General features: G+C 38.1%; 18 protein-coding genes and 1 pseudogene. 6 read left to right on the top strand and 13 right to left on the bottom strand.

The annotated features are described in order from the left end of the window. Positions 1–33: 33 nt before the first annotated feature. The 3 genes from J576_RS17930 to J576_RS17920 all read right to left on the bottom strand — a co-directional run bounded on the left by J576_RS17930 (position 34) and on the right by J576_RS17920 (position 1,617). Entirely contained in the window at positions 34–423 is a 390-nt protein-coding gene (locus J576_RS17930; protein ID WP_002050082.1) for a tautomerase family protein, read from the bottom strand. Positions 424–551: 128 nt separating this feature from the next. Further along, positions 552–893 (bottom strand): L-valine transporter subunit YgaH, encoded by a 342-nt coding sequence (ygaH, locus tag J576_RS17925; RefSeq protein ID WP_001047284.1) that lies wholly within the window; start codon positions 891–893, stop codon positions 552–554. A 1-nt stretch (position 894) separates the two neighbouring features. Beyond that, positions 895–1,617 carry an AzlC family ABC transporter permease gene (locus J576_RS17920; protein WP_081400922.1) on the bottom strand — a complete coding sequence of 241 codons (723 nt, stop codon included), beginning with the start codon at positions 1,615–1,617 and terminating at the stop codon, positions 895–897. Between the two features lie 119 nt (positions 1,618–1,736). On the opposite strand from J576_RS17920, the gene J576_RS17915 reads away from it, so the two are divergent. Next, positions 1,737–2,207 carry a hypothetical protein gene (locus tag J576_RS17915; RefSeq protein WP_002050258.1) on the top strand — a complete coding sequence of 157 codons (471 nt, stop codon included), beginning with the start codon at positions 1,737–1,739 and terminating at the stop codon, positions 2,205–2,207. Positions 2,208–2,276: 69 nt separating this feature from the next. Here the strand turns inward: J576_RS17915 and J576_RS17910 are convergent, their stop codons facing one another. Next, entirely contained in the window at positions 2,277–2,612 is a 336-nt protein-coding gene (locus J576_RS17910) for a hypothetical protein (protein WP_002050113.1), read from the bottom strand. 161 nt (positions 2,613–2,773) lie between these two features. Then, a complete protein-coding gene (locus J576_RS17905) occupies positions 2,774–3,481 on the bottom strand; it encodes a Crp/Fnr family transcriptional regulator (RefSeq protein WP_002049813.1) in 708 nt (235 codons plus the stop codon). A 92-nt stretch (positions 3,482–3,573) separates the two neighbouring features. On the opposite strand from J576_RS17905, the gene J576_RS17900 reads away from it, so the two are divergent. Then, positions 3,574–4,095, top strand: coding sequence for an Mpo1 family 2-hydroxy fatty acid dioxygenase (locus tag J576_RS17900; protein WP_002050001.1), 522 nt, complete (start codon positions 3,574–3,576; stop codon positions 4,093–4,095). 44 nt (positions 4,096–4,139) lie between these two features. Here the strand turns inward: J576_RS17900 and ychF are convergent, their stop codons facing one another. The 8 genes from ychF to J576_RS17860 form a co-directional block, all read right to left on the bottom strand. Further along, positions 4,140–5,231 (bottom strand): redox-regulated ATPase YchF, encoded by a 1,092-nt coding sequence (gene ychF, locus J576_RS17895; protein ID WP_002050104.1) that lies wholly within the window; start codon positions 5,229–5,231, stop codon positions 4,140–4,142. Between the two features lie 93 nt (positions 5,232–5,324). Beyond that, positions 5,325–5,984, bottom strand: a complete 660-nt coding sequence (locus tag J576_RS17890) for a methionine ABC transporter permease (RefSeq protein ID WP_002049866.1) — start codon at positions 5,982–5,984, stop codon at positions 5,325–5,327. After that, on the bottom strand, positions 5,965–7,041 hold the full coding sequence (locus J576_RS17885) for a methionine ABC transporter ATP-binding protein (protein ID WP_081400924.1): 1,077 nt from the start codon (positions 7,039–7,041) through the stop codon (positions 5,965–5,967). Before J576_RS17885 ends, J576_RS17890 begins: the two co-directional genes overlap by 20 nt. A gap of 5 nt (positions 7,042–7,046) precedes the next feature. After that, the gene (locus tag J576_RS17880; protein WP_002049825.1) at positions 7,047–7,880 is read right to left on the bottom strand and encodes a MetQ/NlpA family ABC transporter substrate-binding protein; all 834 of its coding nucleotides are present in this window, start codon (positions 7,878–7,880) and stop codon (positions 7,047–7,049) included. A 13-nt stretch (positions 7,881–7,893) separates the two neighbouring features. Next, positions 7,894–8,724, bottom strand: a complete 831-nt coding sequence (locus J576_RS17875; protein ID WP_002050216.1) for a MetQ/NlpA family ABC transporter substrate-binding protein — start codon at positions 8,722–8,724, stop codon at positions 7,894–7,896. 14 nt (positions 8,725–8,738) lie between these two features. Next, on the bottom strand, positions 8,739–10,151 hold the full coding sequence (locus tag J576_RS17870; RefSeq protein ID WP_002050120.1) for an LLM class flavin-dependent oxidoreductase: 1,413 nt from the start codon (positions 10,149–10,151) through the stop codon (positions 8,739–8,741). Then, positions 10,151–11,374, bottom strand: coding sequence for an SfnB family sulfur acquisition oxidoreductase (locus J576_RS17865; protein ID WP_002049998.1), 1,224 nt, complete (start codon positions 11,372–11,374; stop codon positions 10,151–10,153). The genes J576_RS17870 and J576_RS17865 overlap by 1 nt, the downstream gene beginning before the upstream one ends. Before the next feature lie 12 nt (positions 11,375–11,386). Beyond that, positions 11,387–12,622 (bottom strand): SfnB family sulfur acquisition oxidoreductase, encoded by a 1,236-nt coding sequence (locus J576_RS17860; RefSeq protein ID WP_081400925.1) that lies wholly within the window; start codon positions 12,620–12,622, stop codon positions 11,387–11,389. A gap of 345 nt (positions 12,623–12,967) precedes the next feature. Here J576_RS17860 and J576_RS17855 point away from each other — a divergent pair, with 345 nt between their 5' ends. From J576_RS17855 to J576_RS17840, 4 genes and pseudogenes are all read left to right on the top strand, one after another. Beyond that, a complete protein-coding gene (locus tag J576_RS17855; protein WP_002050156.1) occupies positions 12,968–13,732 on the top strand; it encodes a glutathione S-transferase family protein in 765 nt (254 codons plus the stop codon). 543 nt (positions 13,733–14,275) lie between these two features. Beyond that, a pseudogene (locus J576_RS17850) lies at positions 14,276–15,168 on the top strand (amino acid ABC transporter substrate-binding protein). Between the two features lie 93 nt (positions 15,169–15,261). Further along, complete coding sequence (locus J576_RS17845) at positions 15,262–16,104, top strand: amino acid ABC transporter permease (protein ID WP_002049882.1); 843 nt, start codon at positions 15,262–15,264, stop codon at positions 16,102–16,104. A 2-nt stretch (positions 16,105–16,106) separates the two neighbouring features. Continuing rightward, positions 16,107–16,784, top strand: a complete 678-nt coding sequence (locus tag J576_RS17840) for an amino acid ABC transporter permease (RefSeq protein WP_002049960.1) — start codon at positions 16,107–16,109, stop codon at positions 16,782–16,784. The last annotated feature ends 4 nt before the right edge of the window (positions 16,785–16,788 follow it).

Genomic DNA, 16,788 nt, shown 5'->3' with positions numbered 1-16,788 from the left:
ATGAATTTTGTCAGACAATGAGGTAAGTCGTTTTTAAACGTTAACTTGATAATTTAAATGTAATTCATCTGCGTTTTGACCACGGATACCCCTATTTTCTTTAGGGGTTTCGAAAATTGTGATTTCAATGTCTTGAGGAGTAATTCGGCAATACTGTTCAATATTACGAAATAAGGTTTGGATTAATCTTTTCTTGGTTTCGGTGCTTCGGCCAGTAAACATTGAAAGTTCAATAATAACGTAGTGCTGGCTTCGATCTGAAGGATAAATAAAGTTTTCTGGTTTAAGGCTAAAAAACCTTTGGAATCTTTTCTCGACGGGATACTTCAATTCTTCAATAAGTGCTTGATGGATCGCATGAGAGAGCAGTTCGCGATACTGAATAATGGTTCGTTCATTTGCATAAATTTTAACTTGTGACATTTTTATCTCTAATCGCTAGATGGATTTATCTTTTAATAAATTTCAAAAATGAGTTTTTATGCTAGAAGTTATTATTCTTAATCACTTCTAGCATTTATATATTATATAAGGTTGATCAGTTTATCTATTTATAAAGGTAAATAAGTATAGATAAGGCCATAAACGATTGCGGCTGTTAAGGTGGCAGGAACAATTTTCTTAAATTTAAAATAAAGACCAGCTAGAACCATAAAACCGATAAGCATTGCTAAGCTCTTATTTGGGGTTTCAAGTAAAGGTGGAAGGGTTGCAACCACAAGCATGGCGCTAATTGCAGATATACCAATACTTCCTAAAGCGATTTTTAACCAGATTGAGCCGCGTCTTTGTTGGTTGCCCTGTAGTTTTTGTATTACGAAAAATGGTCCGAAGCGTGAAGCAAAATTAGCGATACCCACAATAATGCCGACCAAAATAATTTCTAGGTTCATATTAAGTTTCAACCTCATCAAATTGTTTCAGCACATAATGTTTAAATAGACCCGCTAAAATGCCTGAAAAAATACCAATAAAGATAGCTGCTGATAAGTTAATCCAATAACATGCTAAAGCTGAAACCACTAACGATACAGCAACTACAAGGCTATGCTTTCGTTCAAATGCCGCTAATAAAAAACTTAAAAATAAAGCAGGTAATAAGAAATCTAAAGCTGCTTGTAAAAACTTTGGAAGGTGTGCGACTTGATCTGCAAATAACCCGCCTAATAATGAACCACTTGCCCAAGACATCCAGCTAAATAGACTTAAGCCCAACATCCAAGACTCGGACCATTGTTGTCTGCGCTGTGAAAGTTGGATCATACCACTGGCAAAAACTTCGTCCGTTAAACCCCAAGCCCAAACGGCTGTCTTCTTTAAATTTAATTTAGTGGGAATTAAATTATAAAGAGCAGGCCCATAAAGTACATGGCGAATATCAAGAGCAATAACCGTCAGGGCAGTTAGCCAAATAGAGGAGCCACTTGCCAAAAGTGCCACCACTAAAAATTGGCTAGCACCTGCATACATTGAACATGAAAGAAAAAATGCTTCCCATGGGCTAAAACCAAATTGAGATGCAGAAACGCCAAAGGCAAAAGAAACCGGTAAATAAGTAAGTACGATGGCTTGACTATCTTTGGCACCCTGCCAAAAAGTTGCTGTTTGAGCAGCCATCTGTTGTTGATTTGACACAAGACACCTTGGCAGTAAACCAATTATAAAAACTTGAAAGATTGAGTATTGTAGCCGAATTTAATAGCATAGTGCCGAAATGTTTAATTCGGCAGTTTGATATGTTCAAGTCAAAAACTCGTTTAGTTTATATCGCCATCCTGAGTGCGAGCGTATTTATATTGCAAGGCTGTGATAATGGAAATCAGAGCACGGATAAAAAAGTTGAAATTAAACCAGCGCCGAAATTAACCAATGATGCAACGGCCTATGCAAACAAAGCATGGACACTCATTAATACCGTTGATCCTTTAGTCTATGGAAAACAGCTTAGTCAGATAAATGATAAAGTTCGTAAACCACTGCGTCAGCTCAGTACGGATTGGCGTATTAATGTGAAAATGACGGATTCGGTCACTGAAGGAAAATATGCGCTTTGCCGCAAAGCCTTAACCAGTTTAGATGTGTGGGCGAGAGAAACTGTGGAAAATGCAAATTCTGTTGCTCAAAAACAGGCTGATTATGAGCGTGATAAGCAGCAATGTAAGGACGCGATTGATAATCCTAATTTAGGAAATACATCTCCGAAATAAAGAGACTACATATAAAAAAGCGAGATTTTAAATCTCGCCTTTTTATATCCATAAATTAATCAATATTAATTATGGTTTTGTTGCGGTTTTAGCAGTGTTCGCAGTTTTTACAGCATCTTGTTTCATTTGATGAGTAGCTTGATTTGCTTCTTGTTTAGCGTGAGTTGCGCTAGTCATTGCAGCATGTTTCTGCTCATTCATATCTTTTTTAACATCTGTTTTTGTTTTTTCAGCTTCTTTTTTTGCTTTTTGAGCAGTAGTCTTGCCGCTTACAGCAACACATTTACCGCCTTTATGATGTGGTCCAGTTCCTCCTTGGAGTTGAGTTCCTTTTGGACATGCAAATGCCGAAACACTTAACATTGCCAATACGCCAGCTGTAAGAATTGTTGATAATTTTTTCATGTTAATCAGCGCCTTGTTGAGTATTATTGCTCAGTTTGAGTGTAAGATGAAAATTTCTGTTTTGGAATACTTATTTTGTGAAATAGAGTTTGAACAATGTTTTATTTTGCAGTGTTATCTGATTTTTTAATTTAATTTTAAGTTTTTATTATATAGCGCCTTTAAGTATGCGATTTTGCAATTAAATTTAATTTTTCCATATCTAAAATCTCAATTTTTCTAAACGAAATTTTAATAATATTTTGTTTATCTAAAAGGTTTAATTCATGATTAATGGTTTGTCTTGAGACGGTTAGCATATTAGCTAATTGGTCTTGAGAAATATGAATTTGTCTTTCTTGGACAATAAGATGATTGCCGTAACCCTCTAAAATAAATAAAAGACGTTGAGCAAGTCTTTGAGAAAGACTGCGTGTTTGTATGGCAATCTGTTCTAAAAAAACGTACCTGAGTTTTTGACTGGTTAAGCGCGCAAAATAATACCAATAATACGGATTGTCCTTGAGTAGCTCATTTAATGGTTTTGCAGGAATATGTAGAACTGTACTTTTTTTCAAAGCAATCGCATCGTGCGAACGTGGTTCATGGTCAATTAAAGATATTTCACCGAACCACATAATCGGCTCAGCAATTGCAGAAAGTGCTTCATTACCATTTACATCGACATAACCTAAACTAATTGAGCCTTCAAGGACGGTATAGATCCCATTAAACTTATCTTTAGCGTGGAAAACATAGCTGTTTTTCTCAAAAGTAATTTGTTTGCCATGTTCTAGAATAAACTTTTGGAATGCTTCCGGAAGCACACTAAACCATGTGTTTTCTTTTAATCGGTTAATATAAATAAGATCCAATATCAGCCCATCCATGAAAAAATTCATTACTTTGTCAAATAGCTGACAACTTTAAATTTTCCTTATTTGTACAGTATGGCTATAGTTAGGTGAATAGGGAATAACTTATGTCAAATCTGGAACAGAAACTGAGCCAATATGCGGCTTATCATTTAAATCATCAAAATATTTTGACGCACTTTGTTGGTATTCCGCTTATTGTATTTTCAATTTTATGTTTAACAGCAAGAGCTGGACTAGACATTTACAGTTTTAAACTCACTTTAGCCATAGTGTTGATTGCAATAAGCTCAATTTATTATTTATTTCTAGATAAAGTTTTTGGCGTAATTATGCTGATTCTTTTAGCCGCTGTGTATCCACTGGCGAGCCAAATTGCTCAATTATCCTTAGGACAATGGTTAGTGGCAAGTATCGGTTTCTTTGTGGTGGGTTGGGTCTTTCAGTTTGTTGGGCATTATTTCGAAAAGAAAAAACCAGCTTTTGTTGATGATGTGATTGGACTTGCCATAGGGCCATTATTTGTATTGGCAGAATTTATATTTATGCTAGGTTTTAGAAAGCCTTTGCATGCGCGTATTCTACAAGAGGCTCGTAGTAAACGAGAGGCGATGGATTTAAGTCATTAAATAAAAAAAAAGCCCCAAGATAGTGGGGCTTTTTTAGCTTTAACTTAAACGTTAAAACGGAAGTGCATAACATCGCCGTCTTGAACAACGTAAGTTTTACCTTCTAAACGCCATTTACCAGCTTCTTTAGCGCCGTTCTCACCGTTGTATTGTACGAAGTCATCGTATGCAACAACTTCAGCACGGATAAAGCCTTTTTCAAAGTCGGTATGAATCACACCAGCTGCTTGAGGAGCGGTTGCACCAACTTTTACTGTCCATGCACGAACTTCTTGTACACCAGCAGTGAAATAAGTTTGTAAACCTAAAAGCGCATAACCTGCACGAATAACCACGTTTAAGCCAGGTTCTTCCATACCCATTGCTTCTAAGAACTCAGCACGATCTTCATCTTCTAATAATGAAATTTCAGCTTCAATCTGGTTGCAAAGAGGAACAACGATAGCGTTTTCTTCAGCCGCAAGTTTTTTAACTGCTTCTAAGTGTGGGTTGTTTTCAAAACCATCTTCTGCAACGTTTGCAATATACATAGTTGGTTTTAAAGTCATTAAACCAAAACCACGAACTAATTTACGCTCGTCATCAGATAAATCAGCTGCACGAGCTGGTTTACCTTCGTCAAGCAACGGTTGAATTTTTTCTAAAACTGCTTTAGTTGCTACAGCTTCTTTGTCACCGCCTTTAGCTACTTTAGTTAAGCGTAATATTGCTTTAGCAACAGTTTCAAGGTCTGCAAGTGCAAGTTCAGTATTAATAGTTGCAATGTCGTCTAACGGATCAATTTTACCATTTACGTGAATGACGTTTTCATCTTCGAAGCAACGTACAACATGAGCAATCGCATCAGTTTCACGAATGTTAGCAAGGAACTGGTTACCTAAGCCTTCACCTTTTGAGGCACCAGCAACAAGACCTGCAATGTCCACAAATTCCATTGTAGTTGGCAAAATACGCTGTGGTTTAACAATCGCAGCAAGTTTGTCTAAACGTGGATCTGGTACAGGAACAATACCTGTGTTTGGTTCAATGGTACAGAAAGGGAAGTTTTCCGCTGCAATCGCTGCTTTCGTTAATGCATTGAAAAGGGTAGATTTCCCTACGTTTGGCAGACCAACAATACCGCAATTAAAACCCATGAAAACCACTCACAAATGTGTAAATTAAAAATTGTCGCTGATTTTACATGAAAGCCATGACAAAGTCATGGCTAGAGCAGGGGTGTATTGCTTTTAAACTTTACGTTTATCAAGTTGCTGGGCTAATCCATCGCCAGTCGCTTGTACTAACATGACTAAAACAATGAGCACTAAAATTACAGCCAACATAATTTGCATATCAAAACGTTGATAGCCATAACGATAAGCAATGTCTCCTAAGCCACCCGCACCAATAGCACCAGCAATCGCAGATGAGTTAATCATGGTCACAATAGTCACTGTAAAGCCTGCCACAATACCCGGCAAAGCCTCTGGTAAAAGTACATGCCAAATAATTTGTTTACGGTTACAACCCATGGCTTGTGCTGCTTCAATTAAGCCTTGATCGACTTCACGTAAGCTGACTTCTGCAATACGCGCAAAAAAGGGAATTGCAGCAATAGTCAGCGGAACAACGGCTGCCCAAACCCCATAACTTGTACCCACAATCCAGCGAGTAAGCGGAATAAGTGCAACCATTAAAATAAGAAAAGGTACTGAGCGAGTGATATTGATGACCCAACCCAAAGACTGATTAATCTTTTGCGACGGGTGAATGCCATGTTCAGAAGTGCTGACTAAAATAACAGCGATAGGTAAGCCAATTAAAAAGGCAATGAATGCAGATGCGCCTACCATGAGTAAGGTATCTACAGTTCCAGTAATTAATAAATCAATGAGCTGGTCTTGCATAGCCAAGTACCTCAAATTGTGCATTTGCTGTTAATGCATCTTGTTGTATAGATGAAAGATCAATTTCTACGTTAGGAATACCGACTAAAAGTGAACCAATAATGTGCCCTTGAATGGTATCGACCTGACTTTGATATAAATTGACTGGTGCTTTAAATTTAGCAAGGAGTTCTTGAATATCCGGAACCTGATGTGCTTCCGCCTCATATTTCAGTTTTAGGATTATATGAGTCGAATTTTCATCCGGTAGAGGACTGATTTTAAAAGGCAGGGTAATCTGCTCAAGGTTTAACAGTTCTTGAGTAATTTGTTGTTCTGGTCGTGAAAATACCGACCAAACCTGTCCAGCCTCTACAATCTCACCTTGATCAATCACAACGACTTGATCACAAATTTCTCGAATCACTTGCATTTCGTGAGTAATTAATACAATGGTGAGGCCTAGTTCCTGATTAATCTTTTTAAGTAAAGCCAAAATAGTGGCAGTACTTTCAGGGTCGAGTGCTGAGGTCGCCTCGTCACATAGTAAAATTTCAGGGTGGTGAACAAGTGCACGTGCAATACCGACACGCTGCTTTTGTCCGCCCGAAAGTTGTGCTGGGTAGTAGCCAGACTTATCTGCAAGACCTACGAGTGCTAGAACTTCATTTACACGTTGGTCGATATCTGCTTTGTTGTAATTGGAAACTTTTAAGGGCAATGCCACATTTTCCCAGACCGTTTTTGCAGACATCAAATTGAAATGTTGAAAAATCATTCCAATGCGCTGGCGGGTTTGAATGAGTTCAGCATGACTCAATTCAGCAATATTTTGTTGATGAATATGAATGCTGCCAGTATTTACTTGTTCTAAACCATTTAATGTGCGAAGTAAGGAAGATTTTCCCGCACCACTTTTACCAATAATGCCTAAAATCTTACCTTGTGGGATATCAAGGTTAATCTCTTTTAACGCATGCAGTTTTTGACCTTGAGATTGGTAAAACTTATTTAAACCACGAATTTTGATATGAGGTAGAGAAAAATCAACTTGTGATCCAAAACTCACCATTGCCATTCTCCTTATTTCCAGCCTTGAAACCACAAACCTTTACCAAAGTCTTTATCCAGAATGTCTTGTGCTTGTTTTGAGTTCTGGAATGCTTTAACAAAGGTTGCAAGTTTTTGGTTTTTGTCTTGGTAATCGCGACGGGTCACAAACAAAATTGCATATTTTTTATCGATTGGATCTAAAAATAATGCGCTATGTGGATCGGTTACCTTTGCCATTTTTAAGTAGTGGGGGAAGCCGAAAATTAAATCGACATCATTATATGCATGTGCGGTTTGAGGGCCTTCAACTTCAACAAAGCTCAGCTGTTTAGGATTAGCAATAATGTCTTGGGTTGTTGAAAGTTCATTATTTATATCTTTAAGCTGAATTAAACCTGCACGGTGCAATAAAATTAAAGCGCGGGCTAAATTGACCGGATCATTTGGAATAGCTACACGTGCTTTTGAAGGTAATTCTGCAAGTGATTTATATTTTTTTGAATATAAACCGACATGACTTCCTGAACCCACACCAAATGCATGTAAGTCATAGCCCGTTTCTTTAACAGCATTACGTAGAAATACGCTTTGCTGGAAAAAGTTTGCATCAATATCACCGTTTTGTACGGCAACGTTTGGTGCCCGCCAATCAGAAAACTCAACAAGCTTGACATGAACGCCTTGCTTTTCTACTTCATTGGCAACGCTTTGTAATAGCTCAGCATAAGGCGGGCTAATACCAATCGTTAAAACATCATCGGTTTGTTTATTTTTAATATAACGATAACCGACGAGGCCCAGAACTACGATTAAAATCGTAATTCCGAGTAACCAAGGCTTATGCTGTTTGAACTGAATCGCCATAATCTTTCCGTTATTACTTCCAGCCAGGGAACCAAAGTTTTGGCCCAATTTCAGCGTCTAACACAGCTTTAACTTTTGGCGAGTTTTGATAGATCTCAACAAATTTCTTTAATTTGTCTCCCTTATCTTGATAGTCATCACGCACTACAAACAAAATGGCATAACGCTTATTGGTATTGTCATCAAGTAAAAGTGCACTATTAGGATCAGCTGTTTTTGCTAAGCGTAAGTAATGTGGATAGCCAAAAGCCAAGTCAACATCATCAATCGCACGGGCAGTCTGTGGCCCTTCAACCTCAATGAATTGCAAGTTTTTAGGGTTCGAAACAACATCTTTAAGTGCAGATAAATGATTGTTTGAATCTTTAAGCGTAATTAATTTAGCTTGCTGTAAAAGTAGTAGCGCACGACCTTGATTGACCGGATCATTTGGAATGACTACACGTGCGTTTTGTGGCAATTCCTCTAAGCTTTTATACTTCTTTGAATACAGTCCCACATGTGACGCTGCACCCACTGCAAATGCCTTTAATTTAAAGCCAGTTTCTTTAATTGCATTGTCTAAGAAAGGTTGATGCTGGAAAAAGTTCGCATCAATATCCCCATGATTTAAGGTAATGTTTGGGGTATTCCAGTCAGAAAACTCAACCAGTTTTACATTTAAACCTTGTTTTTTTGCTTCATCGGCAGCAGCTTGTAAAGGTTTTGCAAATGGTGGACTAATGCCAATCACAAGTTCATTTGAGCCACTTTGACGATGTTTATTCCATAAGAATAAAGCAACAAAAAGGACTACAACGACTAGGCCTACGCCTAGCCATTTTTTAGAGGCTGTTTGAGCCATATCTATCTCCAAATTTAAGCAGTTATTTCTTCAATTGTTGTTAAGTTTTTGCTGTTGTTATAGGGACTACATCGGAACGCTTGAACAGGGTGGTGTTCTGGTAATTGATCACCCCGATTAAAAATTTTGTTCCGTAATGAACCCGTTTTATATGCAGTTTTATAGCGACCACGCTGTTGTAGCTCAGGAATGACCAAGCGAATAAAGTCGTGGTGAGACTCAGGCGCAACTGTACGTGTCAAATTAAAGCCATCAATATCGGTCTCATCTAAAAGATGAATTAAGTATTCAGCAACTTCTTCACCACTACCCACGATGAGGGGATAACGGCCGCCTAAAACATGTTGAGCTTTTAAGTCATTTTTTGTGATTTGCTGTTCTTTAAATTTTTCGGTAATCGAAACAATGCTGTTACTTTTTTGGTAAGGAATCGCTTCATCGTCAGCAAATTTACTTAAGTCAATGCCTGTTGAACTCGCATAATGCGCTAAGCCTGCCTCAGGGCTGGCATACTGACGATATTCATTAAGTTTTTGTACAGCCAGATCATGTGTGTCGGCAACAACAACGGTTATACCGACAAAGACTTTAATGTCATCTGCTGCACGTCCTTGCTGTTCGGCAAGAGCACGAATCTTTTTTACTTGTTCGCGTATTTTTTCCGGTTTGTCGCCGCCAATAAATACACACTCAGCATGACGAGTCGCAAACTGCATACCTTTAGGTGAAGCACCTGCTTGAAATAGGGTTGGAGTGCGTTGTACAGAAGGAGACACCTGAAACACACCTTCACTCTGGTAATACTTTCCATGGTGGTGAATGGTATGCACCTTAGATGGGTCTGTAAAAACACGCCGTGCTTTATCTTTCTTAACTGCGTCGTTTTCCCATGACCCTTCCCAATATTTATAACAGAGCTCTAAAAATTCTTCGGCTTGTTCATAGCGAGCATCATGGTCTTTTAAACCTTTTTGACCAATTAAGCGTTCAGCACTATCTAAATAACCTGTCACGATATTCCAGCCAATACGACCTTGAGTTAAATGGTCGAGACTCGCAAAGCGGCGGGCAAATTGATATGGATGTTCATAGCTTAAGTTCACAGTGACCCCAAAACTTAAGTTTTGAGTGACTGCCGCCATAGCTGAAATAAGTGTAGATGGGTCATGGCTCGGAAGCTGAATGGACTCTCTTAAAGTCAAATCAATACCATTTTGATAGACGTCATACACACCTGTAATATCGGCGATAAACAAACCGTCAAATAAACCACTTTCTAGGGTTTTGGCTTGTTCTGTCCAGTAGTTCAATTCGTTAAAACGATGTGATTCATCACGTGGATGTGTCCATAAGCCATGATTGATATGACCAACACAGTTCATGTCAAAGGCATTTAGTAGAATTTCTTTTGCTTTAAAGTCTGCCATTACAATGTCCCCCGACGAGGTGGTAGAACACCGTTAAGAACATAGTTCCCAATAAAGTAATATTTCCATCGTGCAGCATCATGCAACGTATGTACGCGCGCATTGCGCCAGAAACGGTCTAGACCATCCTGTGACTGACTGCCACGACTTCCTGCAAGTTCAATCAGTTTAGACGATGCTTTGAGTGCGATATCAGTACTATGAGCACGTACTTTGGCAACATCGATGGATGCTTTAGCAATGCTTTCAGGTGTGGTTTCAATTTTTGCGGCATCAATTGATTGAGCTGCCTGTTTTAATAACACTTCACTAGCTCGTACATCTACCGCAATGCGTCCTAATTCATAAATCGTTAAAGGATCTTGGTTTGCAGTTTCTACATTTGAATCAATCCAGGGGCGGGCCTGATGCACTCTTTGCAAACTTTCTTCAAAGGCCGCACGTGCAATACCTACCTCAATCGATGCATGCATGATTTGGGCAAAAGGACCGACTAAGGTTGGTTGTAAAAATGCAGTATCAAAAGGAATGACATCATCTGCATCGACAAAAACCTGATCAAATTTAACCGTTCCGCTGCCTGTGGTTTTTTGTCCAAAGCCAGACCAGTCATCAACAAGTTTTAATCCTTGTGAACCACTTTTTACAAATGCCAGATACTCTCGACCTGCATCATCTAAAACTAAGGTTGGAATACGGTGAGCAAATAAACTTCCTGTGCAGTAAAACTTTTCTCCTTGAATCAGGTAGCCATTTTCATGCGGACGAATATTGGTTTGTTTATGAGTTGAAGTTTTGGTTTTAAACTCAGCAAGTGCATTACCAAAGCGAGTGCCATTTAGCACTTCGCCATATAAACGTTGTTTCTGAGCTTCTGTGCCCGTATTACGTAACACTTCTAATGCATAGAAATGGTTTTGTGGAATTTGTCCGATTGAACCATCGGCACTACTTAAAAGCGCAATTACTTTGGCAACGGTATGGCTTGAAACTTCCGCACCTCCATATTGCTTGGGTACTGTAATTGCCCAAAGTCCAGACTGGCTCAATGCATCAATTTCGGTATACGGTAAAATTCGTTTAGCGTCTCGCTCAACTGCGGTTTTTTTAAATTGTTCGGCAAACTGTTTTGCAATTTCTAATGCTTCCGCATCAGTTTGAATAATATGTGCTTGACCAGATGCCGATGTTTGTTTGGTTTGAACCGATTGATATGAAGTCATGACAATTGCTCCTTAAATCCAGGCATGGCGGGCAGGGAAATGACCATTAAGGTAATAATTGCCAATGGAATGTAATTTCCAGCGAACAGGGTCGTGTAAGGTATGTACACGGGCATTTCGCCAATGTTGATCTAAATTGTGTTGGCTTAAGCTCGAACGGCTACCACCTAGCTCTAGTAGTTTTTCAGAGATTTGTAGAGCTGCATCATTGGCGTAGACTTTTGCTTCAGCAACCAAAATTGAAGCTTTAGCTACTTGTTCATCAGTCACATTTTCAAGTTGGTCAAGTTTATCTAAATATTCAGCAGCTTCATCAAGCAGTAAAATTGCTGCGTCGAGTAAAATATTTAACTTACCCACTTCTTGTAGTGTGTAATGTTCAAAGCTGGCTTTTTCAACATTTGCATCAATAATTGGGCGTGCTTTGTGTATAGTCGATAAAGTATCTTCAAAAGCAGCTTCCGCAATACCGACATCAATTGCCACTTGTAATAGCTGTGAATACGCACCGCGATAGGTTGGAGTTTGTGTTAATAAGCGTTCATCAAAAATAAGTTCAGGATTAACTTCAACTTGATTTAATTTAACCGTACCACTCGCTGTAGTACGCTGACCAAACCCATTCCAGTCATTAATCACTTCAATGCCTTGAGCATCTCGGTTAACAATCACTAAAACAACATGACCTTCGGGATGAACCGCTTTAATTGCGAGCCAATGCGCAAAACTTGTTCCAGTCGAATAAAATTTTTCGCCGTTTAAAATGTATTTATCGTTTTCAATGGTAAGGGTAGTTTTTAGTGTTTTTGAGTCATGTGTATTACGCTCTGGACCACCGTTGGCAAGACGTTTACCAGCTAATATTTCTGAAAAGATAAATTGTTTTTGTTGTTCTGTACCCATGATTTCAATCAGGTTCAACAGGCTAATCTGATTTTGTGGAATTTGACCAACATTTGCATCGCCTTTACTTAAAATACGGAAAACTTGTGCCAGTGTTTTATTGGAAACAAATGCACCGCCATATTTTTTTGCAATGCGAATTCCACCTAAACCTTTTTGGCTAAAACTTTCAATTTGCTCATAAGGAAGTTGGCGTTGTTGATCACGTGTATTACGACCCTCTAAAGCAAAATCAGCCACTTGATAAGCAGCATTAATCGCTTGTTGATCATTTTGAATGACTTGGACGTATGCCGTCGTTTTAGATAGAGAATTAGACATAATGACACCTTGTATTGCTGTCATTACCTTACAAAAGAAATATTTTTCCACTAAACGAGGACTTATGCTCAGCTTATGAATAAAAATGCAAAGCACTTTTTTTGATTTTTAATAGATAAATAGAGATATAGAAAAATATTAAAAATCAAAGAATTATAATTCTTATTTGCAAAATGAATTACTAAAGCCTTTTTAATATGAAAAAGAGCTATAAGTACGGTAAAAAAAGATATAAAAAATATAGACCTAACTGTCAGTGAAAAATGAGCACAATATCCATTGTTTTCATTAAAAATAGCTTCTAAAGTATCTATTTACCGAAGACGATTTTTGTACGAATAGTCAAATAAAAATAAACGTGGAGATTTTATGCGGGTTTTGTATCAGTTTCCTTTATCTCATTATTGTGAAAAAGCTCGCTGGTTGTTAGACCATAAAGAACTTGATTACGTTGCACATAATTTGATTCCTGGCTTTCATCGTGCTTTTGCACAACTCAAAACAGGGCAAAACTTATTGCCGATTTTGAAAGATGACCATCGCTGGATTGCTGAATCAACTAAAATTGCGCTTTATCTGGATGATACTTATCCAGAACATGCACTTTTACGCCGTGATGAGCAACTTAGGCAGCAAACACTTAAGATTGATAGTTTGGCAGATGAACTGGGTGTACATGTACGTCGTTGGGCACTTGCCCATACTTTAGCCCACGGCGACCATGCTCTAGAGATTATGATGGGTGAACAAGGTTACTTGCGCCAGTTTGAAAAAATATCAAAACCTTTCCTCAAGACTTTAGTAAAGAAGAACTATAAGCTTGAAGGGGAAGTGGTGAGCCAGTCAAAAGAGCGTATGGATGAACTCATCAGTGAGTTGAATCAGTACCTCATTGAAAACCAAGCACGTTATATGGTTGGAGACCGCTTGAGTCTCGCTGATATTTCGGTGTGTTCTATGCTTGCACCTTTATTAGAAATAAAAGGTACGCCATGGGAACCCGAAGAGGATGAAGAGGTGTCGCCAGAGTGGAGTAATTATCAAAAAAGTTTACTTGATTTGCCGCTTGGACAATATGTTTTAAGAATTTATCAAACTGAAAGAAATGCACGCGTTGATTGGCGAGGCATTTAATCTATAGGTTTTATAAAAAGGCTCGAAATAAATCGGGCCTTTTTTGACATATTTCTAAAAACATTTTAATTGTAAAAATATTACTATCAATTTTATAAATGGATTTTATTAAAACATTTATAAATATTATTTTGATGCTTTATCTTCTTTTTTAGAAAAATAATTTGCTTCAACCTAACTGTTTAATAAGTTTAATTTTTCTTTTTATCAAGATAGTAATCTTTTTCTAAAAACAGTTTTTAGAAAAATTTAAGCCACTTTATTGTGCATGTGTTTACATTGTAATCAATAATTGCCACATTTAAGTGTAAATAGATGAGCTTAATAATAGACAGAAGATTAAAACTTAGATTAAAGTAGAAACATGTGAGCAGTTTTAAAGGTATTAATTCTGCGAAACAGATGAATAATAAGTGAAGCAAATGGATGGAGTCCTGCTTGGAAAAGTTGGCTCGATAATTGCAATTTAATAATAAATCGCTCTATTTCTCTATAAGAATGATTCTGTAGACAAATAGAGAGAATGATCATCAAGGAGTTCTTATGAAACGTTCTGCAACCTCTCTCATTGTTTCAACAGTTATGCTTTGTACGGTTGGTGCTACTTCTCAAATTCAGGCAGCAGATACATTAGCTAAAATTAAAAGTACTGGAAAAATCGTTATTGGTCACCGAGAATCATCCGACCCAATTTCATACGTTGTTGGAGGTAAACCGGTAGGTTATGCAGTCGACATTTGTAACCAGTTCGCAAATGATATTAAAAAAGAATTGAAAATGCCTGGTTTAAAAGTTGAATACAAGGCAGTCACTTCATCAACACGTATTCCTGAGCTTTTAGCCGGCAATATTGATATGGAATGTGGTACCACTACAAACTCTAAACAGCGTCAGCAGCAAGTTGGTTTTTCAACGAACTACTATGCAACAGAAGTGCGTATGGCTGTTAAAGCCAACTCTGGTATTAAGAGTCTAGCTGATTTAAATGGTAAAGCGGTTGTTACGACTCAAGGTACAACATCAGACAAGTACATTAAAATGAATGAAAAAGGTCAGTCACTTAATGTACAAAACATTTATGGTAAAGACCATTCTGACTCATTTGCCATGATGGCATCTGGTCGTGCCGCAGCATTTGTAATGGATGACAATATCTTAGCTGGTCTAATTGCCAAGTCATCTACACCAAAAGCATTCGCAATTGTAGGGCCAGTACTTTCATCAGAACCTTATGGCATCATGATTGCAAAAGATGATCCAAAATTTAAAGCAATTGCTGACCGTACCGTAAATAATTTATGGAAAACTGGTCAAATGGACGCTTTATATAAGAAATGGTTCTTATCACCAATCCCACCAAAAAATACTAATTTGAACATGCAACCAAGTTCATCTTACAAAAACTTAAAGCTCACCCAACAGATGCAGGAATCTAACCAGATCCTTTTGTCCTAAATTTACTTGTGCAAGTGTAAAACTTCATTTGCACAAGTGGTCTATTTTCTAAGATATTCATTTAAGGGGCAAACATGTCAGTCGGCTCGCTAAACTGGACTATATTCTGTGCGGAGTCTAATGAATATGGTGTCGATAAAGCCGCATGGGCAGAATCAGTTTGTAAAGTCATTGGTAGCTCTAGCTACAATGCCTATTCTGAGGCGCCCACATGGTTACAAATGTTAGGTTCTGGTGTCTTTACTATGGTATGGACTGCCGTTGTAGCCTTTCTTATCGCATTTTTATTAGGTTCTCTCCTCGGGGTAATTCGTACTTTACCCAATAAACCGCTTGCTTTTATCGGCAACTGTTATGTCGAAATATTCCGTAATATTCCTTTAATTGTACAGTTATTCTTCTGGGCTTTTGTATTCCCAGAGTTCTTACCAGATAGTTTAAGTGCCGGAAGTGGGGATGTCGTAGCAGGTGGTTGGTGGAAAAATATTTTAAATCATCATCCTGCTGTTATTGGTGTTTTTGCTTTGGGTCTATATACCGCAGCACGTGTTTCTGAGCATGTAAGAGCGGGGATTAACACGGTTTCTAGCGGACAAAAATTTGCAGCGTCTGCAATGGGTTTCACAATAGCGCAAAGTTACCGTTATGTGATTCTACCAGTTGCATACCGTACGGTATGGCCAACTATTACTTCAGAAGCAATGAACGTCTTCAAGAACTCGGCAGTTCTATATGCTCTAAGCGTTTTGAACTTCTTCGCTTATACCAAAACCATGCGAGAAGAAACTTCTCAGGACATTATTATTCTTATTCTGTCTACGCCGGTTTATTTAATCATTACCTACACCATTAAATTTGTGATGGCATGGATTGAAAAGCGCATGGCTGTACCTGGTTTAGGTTCGGGAGGAAAATAAATATGGATTTTTCTCTACTACATAACCCTGATGTTATTGCTGCATTAAAAGAAGGTTTTATCTTCACGCTTACGGTAACGGTGCTTGCGATGATGGGGGGGATCCTGATAGGAACTCCATTAGCAATGATGCGTTTATCTAACAGCACCATTGCAAGTAACTTTGCGAAATTTTATGTCGATCTGTTTCGTGGTATCCCATTAATTCAGGTCATCTTTATTTTCTATTTTTTGTTGCCGAAAATATTTGAGTTTCAATCAGATACTTATTGGGGGCCATTATTTTCGAGTGTAGTGACCTTTGCTATTTTTGAAGCTGCATTTTTCTCGGAAATTGTACGTTCGGGTATTCAGTCTATTTCAAAAGGTCAGGTCAATGCAGGCTACGCTTTAGGGTTTACCTATGGGCAATCTATGCGTTATGTGGTGTTACCGCAGGCCTTCCGTAATATGCTCCCAGTATTACTCACTCAAACTATTATTCTCTTTCAGGATGTGTCATTAGTTTATGTGATTAGTGCACCAGACTTCTTAGGCCGTGCAGATACATTGGCTAATACCTATGGTCCTGAAACGAAAGCAACATTCTACTTAATCGTCGCTGTGGTGTATTTCTGTAGCTCGTTTGTGCTATCGCAACTAGTCAAACGTTTGCAGAAAAAAATTGCCATCATTCGCTAATTGG

It is taken from the genome of Acinetobacter sp. 766875, assembly GCF_000582055.1.
GTDB classification, from domain to species: domain Bacteria; phylum Pseudomonadota; class Gammaproteobacteria; order Pseudomonadales; family Moraxellaceae; genus Acinetobacter; species Acinetobacter nosocomialis.
The sequence above is the reverse complement of the archived record's forward strand: the minus strand, read 5'-3'. Positions and strand labels throughout refer to the sequence as shown.

What these genes read in the sequence shown, in the direction of transcription:
- J576_RS17930 (WP_002050082.1), bottom strand. Translation starts at nt 423, where the DNA reads ATGTCACAAGTTAAAATTTATGCAAATGAACGAACCATTATTCAGTAT.
- ygaH (WP_001047284.1), bottom strand. Translation starts at nt 893, where the DNA reads ATGAACCTAGAAATTATTTTGGTCGGCATTATTGTGGGTATCGCTAAT.
- J576_RS17920 (WP_081400922.1), bottom strand. Translation starts at nt 1,617, where the DNA reads ATGGCTGCTCAAACAGCAACTTTTTGGCAGGGTGCCAAAGATAGTCAA.
- J576_RS17915 (WP_002050258.1), top strand. Translation starts at nt 1,737, where the DNA reads ATGTTCAAGTCAAAAACTCGTTTAGTTTATATCGCCATCCTGAGTGCG.
- J576_RS17910 (WP_002050113.1), bottom strand. Translation starts at nt 2,612, where the DNA reads ATGAAAAAATTATCAACAATTCTTACAGCTGGCGTATTGGCAATGTTA.
- J576_RS17905 (WP_002049813.1), bottom strand. Translation starts at nt 3,481, where the DNA reads ATGGATGGGCTGATATTGGATCTTATTTATATTAACCGATTAAAAGAA.
- J576_RS17900 (WP_002050001.1), top strand. Translation starts at nt 3,574, where the DNA reads ATGTCAAATCTGGAACAGAAACTGAGCCAATATGCGGCTTATCATTTA.
- ychF (WP_002050104.1), bottom strand. Translation starts at nt 5,231, where the DNA reads ATGGGTTTTAATTGCGGTATTGTTGGTCTGCCAAACGTAGGGAAATCT.
- J576_RS17890 (WP_002049866.1), bottom strand. Translation starts at nt 5,984, where the DNA reads ATGCAAGACCAGCTCATTGATTTATTAATTACTGGAACTGTAGATACC.
- J576_RS17885 (WP_081400924.1), bottom strand. Translation starts at nt 7,041, where the DNA reads ATGGCAATGGTGAGTTTTGGATCACAAGTTGATTTTTCTCTACCTCAT.
- J576_RS17880 (WP_002049825.1), bottom strand. Translation starts at nt 7,880, where the DNA reads ATGGCGATTCAGTTCAAACAGCATAAGCCTTGGTTACTCGGAATTACG.
- J576_RS17875 (WP_002050216.1), bottom strand. Translation starts at nt 8,724, where the DNA reads ATGGCTCAAACAGCCTCTAAAAAATGGCTAGGCGTAGGCCTAGTCGTT.
- J576_RS17870 (WP_002050120.1), bottom strand. Translation starts at nt 10,151, where the DNA reads ATGGCAGACTTTAAAGCAAAAGAAATTCTACTAAATGCCTTTGACATG.
- J576_RS17865 (WP_002049998.1), bottom strand. Translation starts at nt 11,374, where the DNA reads ATGACTTCATATCAATCGGTTCAAACCAAACAAACATCGGCATCTGGT.
- J576_RS17860 (WP_081400925.1), bottom strand. Translation starts at nt 12,622, where the DNA reads ATGACAGCAATACAAGGTGTCATTATGTCTAATTCTCTATCTAAAACG.
- J576_RS17855 (WP_002050156.1), top strand. Translation starts at nt 12,968, where the DNA reads ATGCGGGTTTTGTATCAGTTTCCTTTATCTCATTATTGTGAAAAAGCT.
- J576_RS17845 (WP_002049882.1), top strand. Translation starts at nt 15,262, where the DNA reads ATGTCAGTCGGCTCGCTAAACTGGACTATATTCTGTGCGGAGTCTAAT.
- J576_RS17840 (WP_002049960.1), top strand. Translation starts at nt 16,107, where the DNA reads ATGGATTTTTCTCTACTACATAACCCTGATGTTATTGCTGCATTAAAA.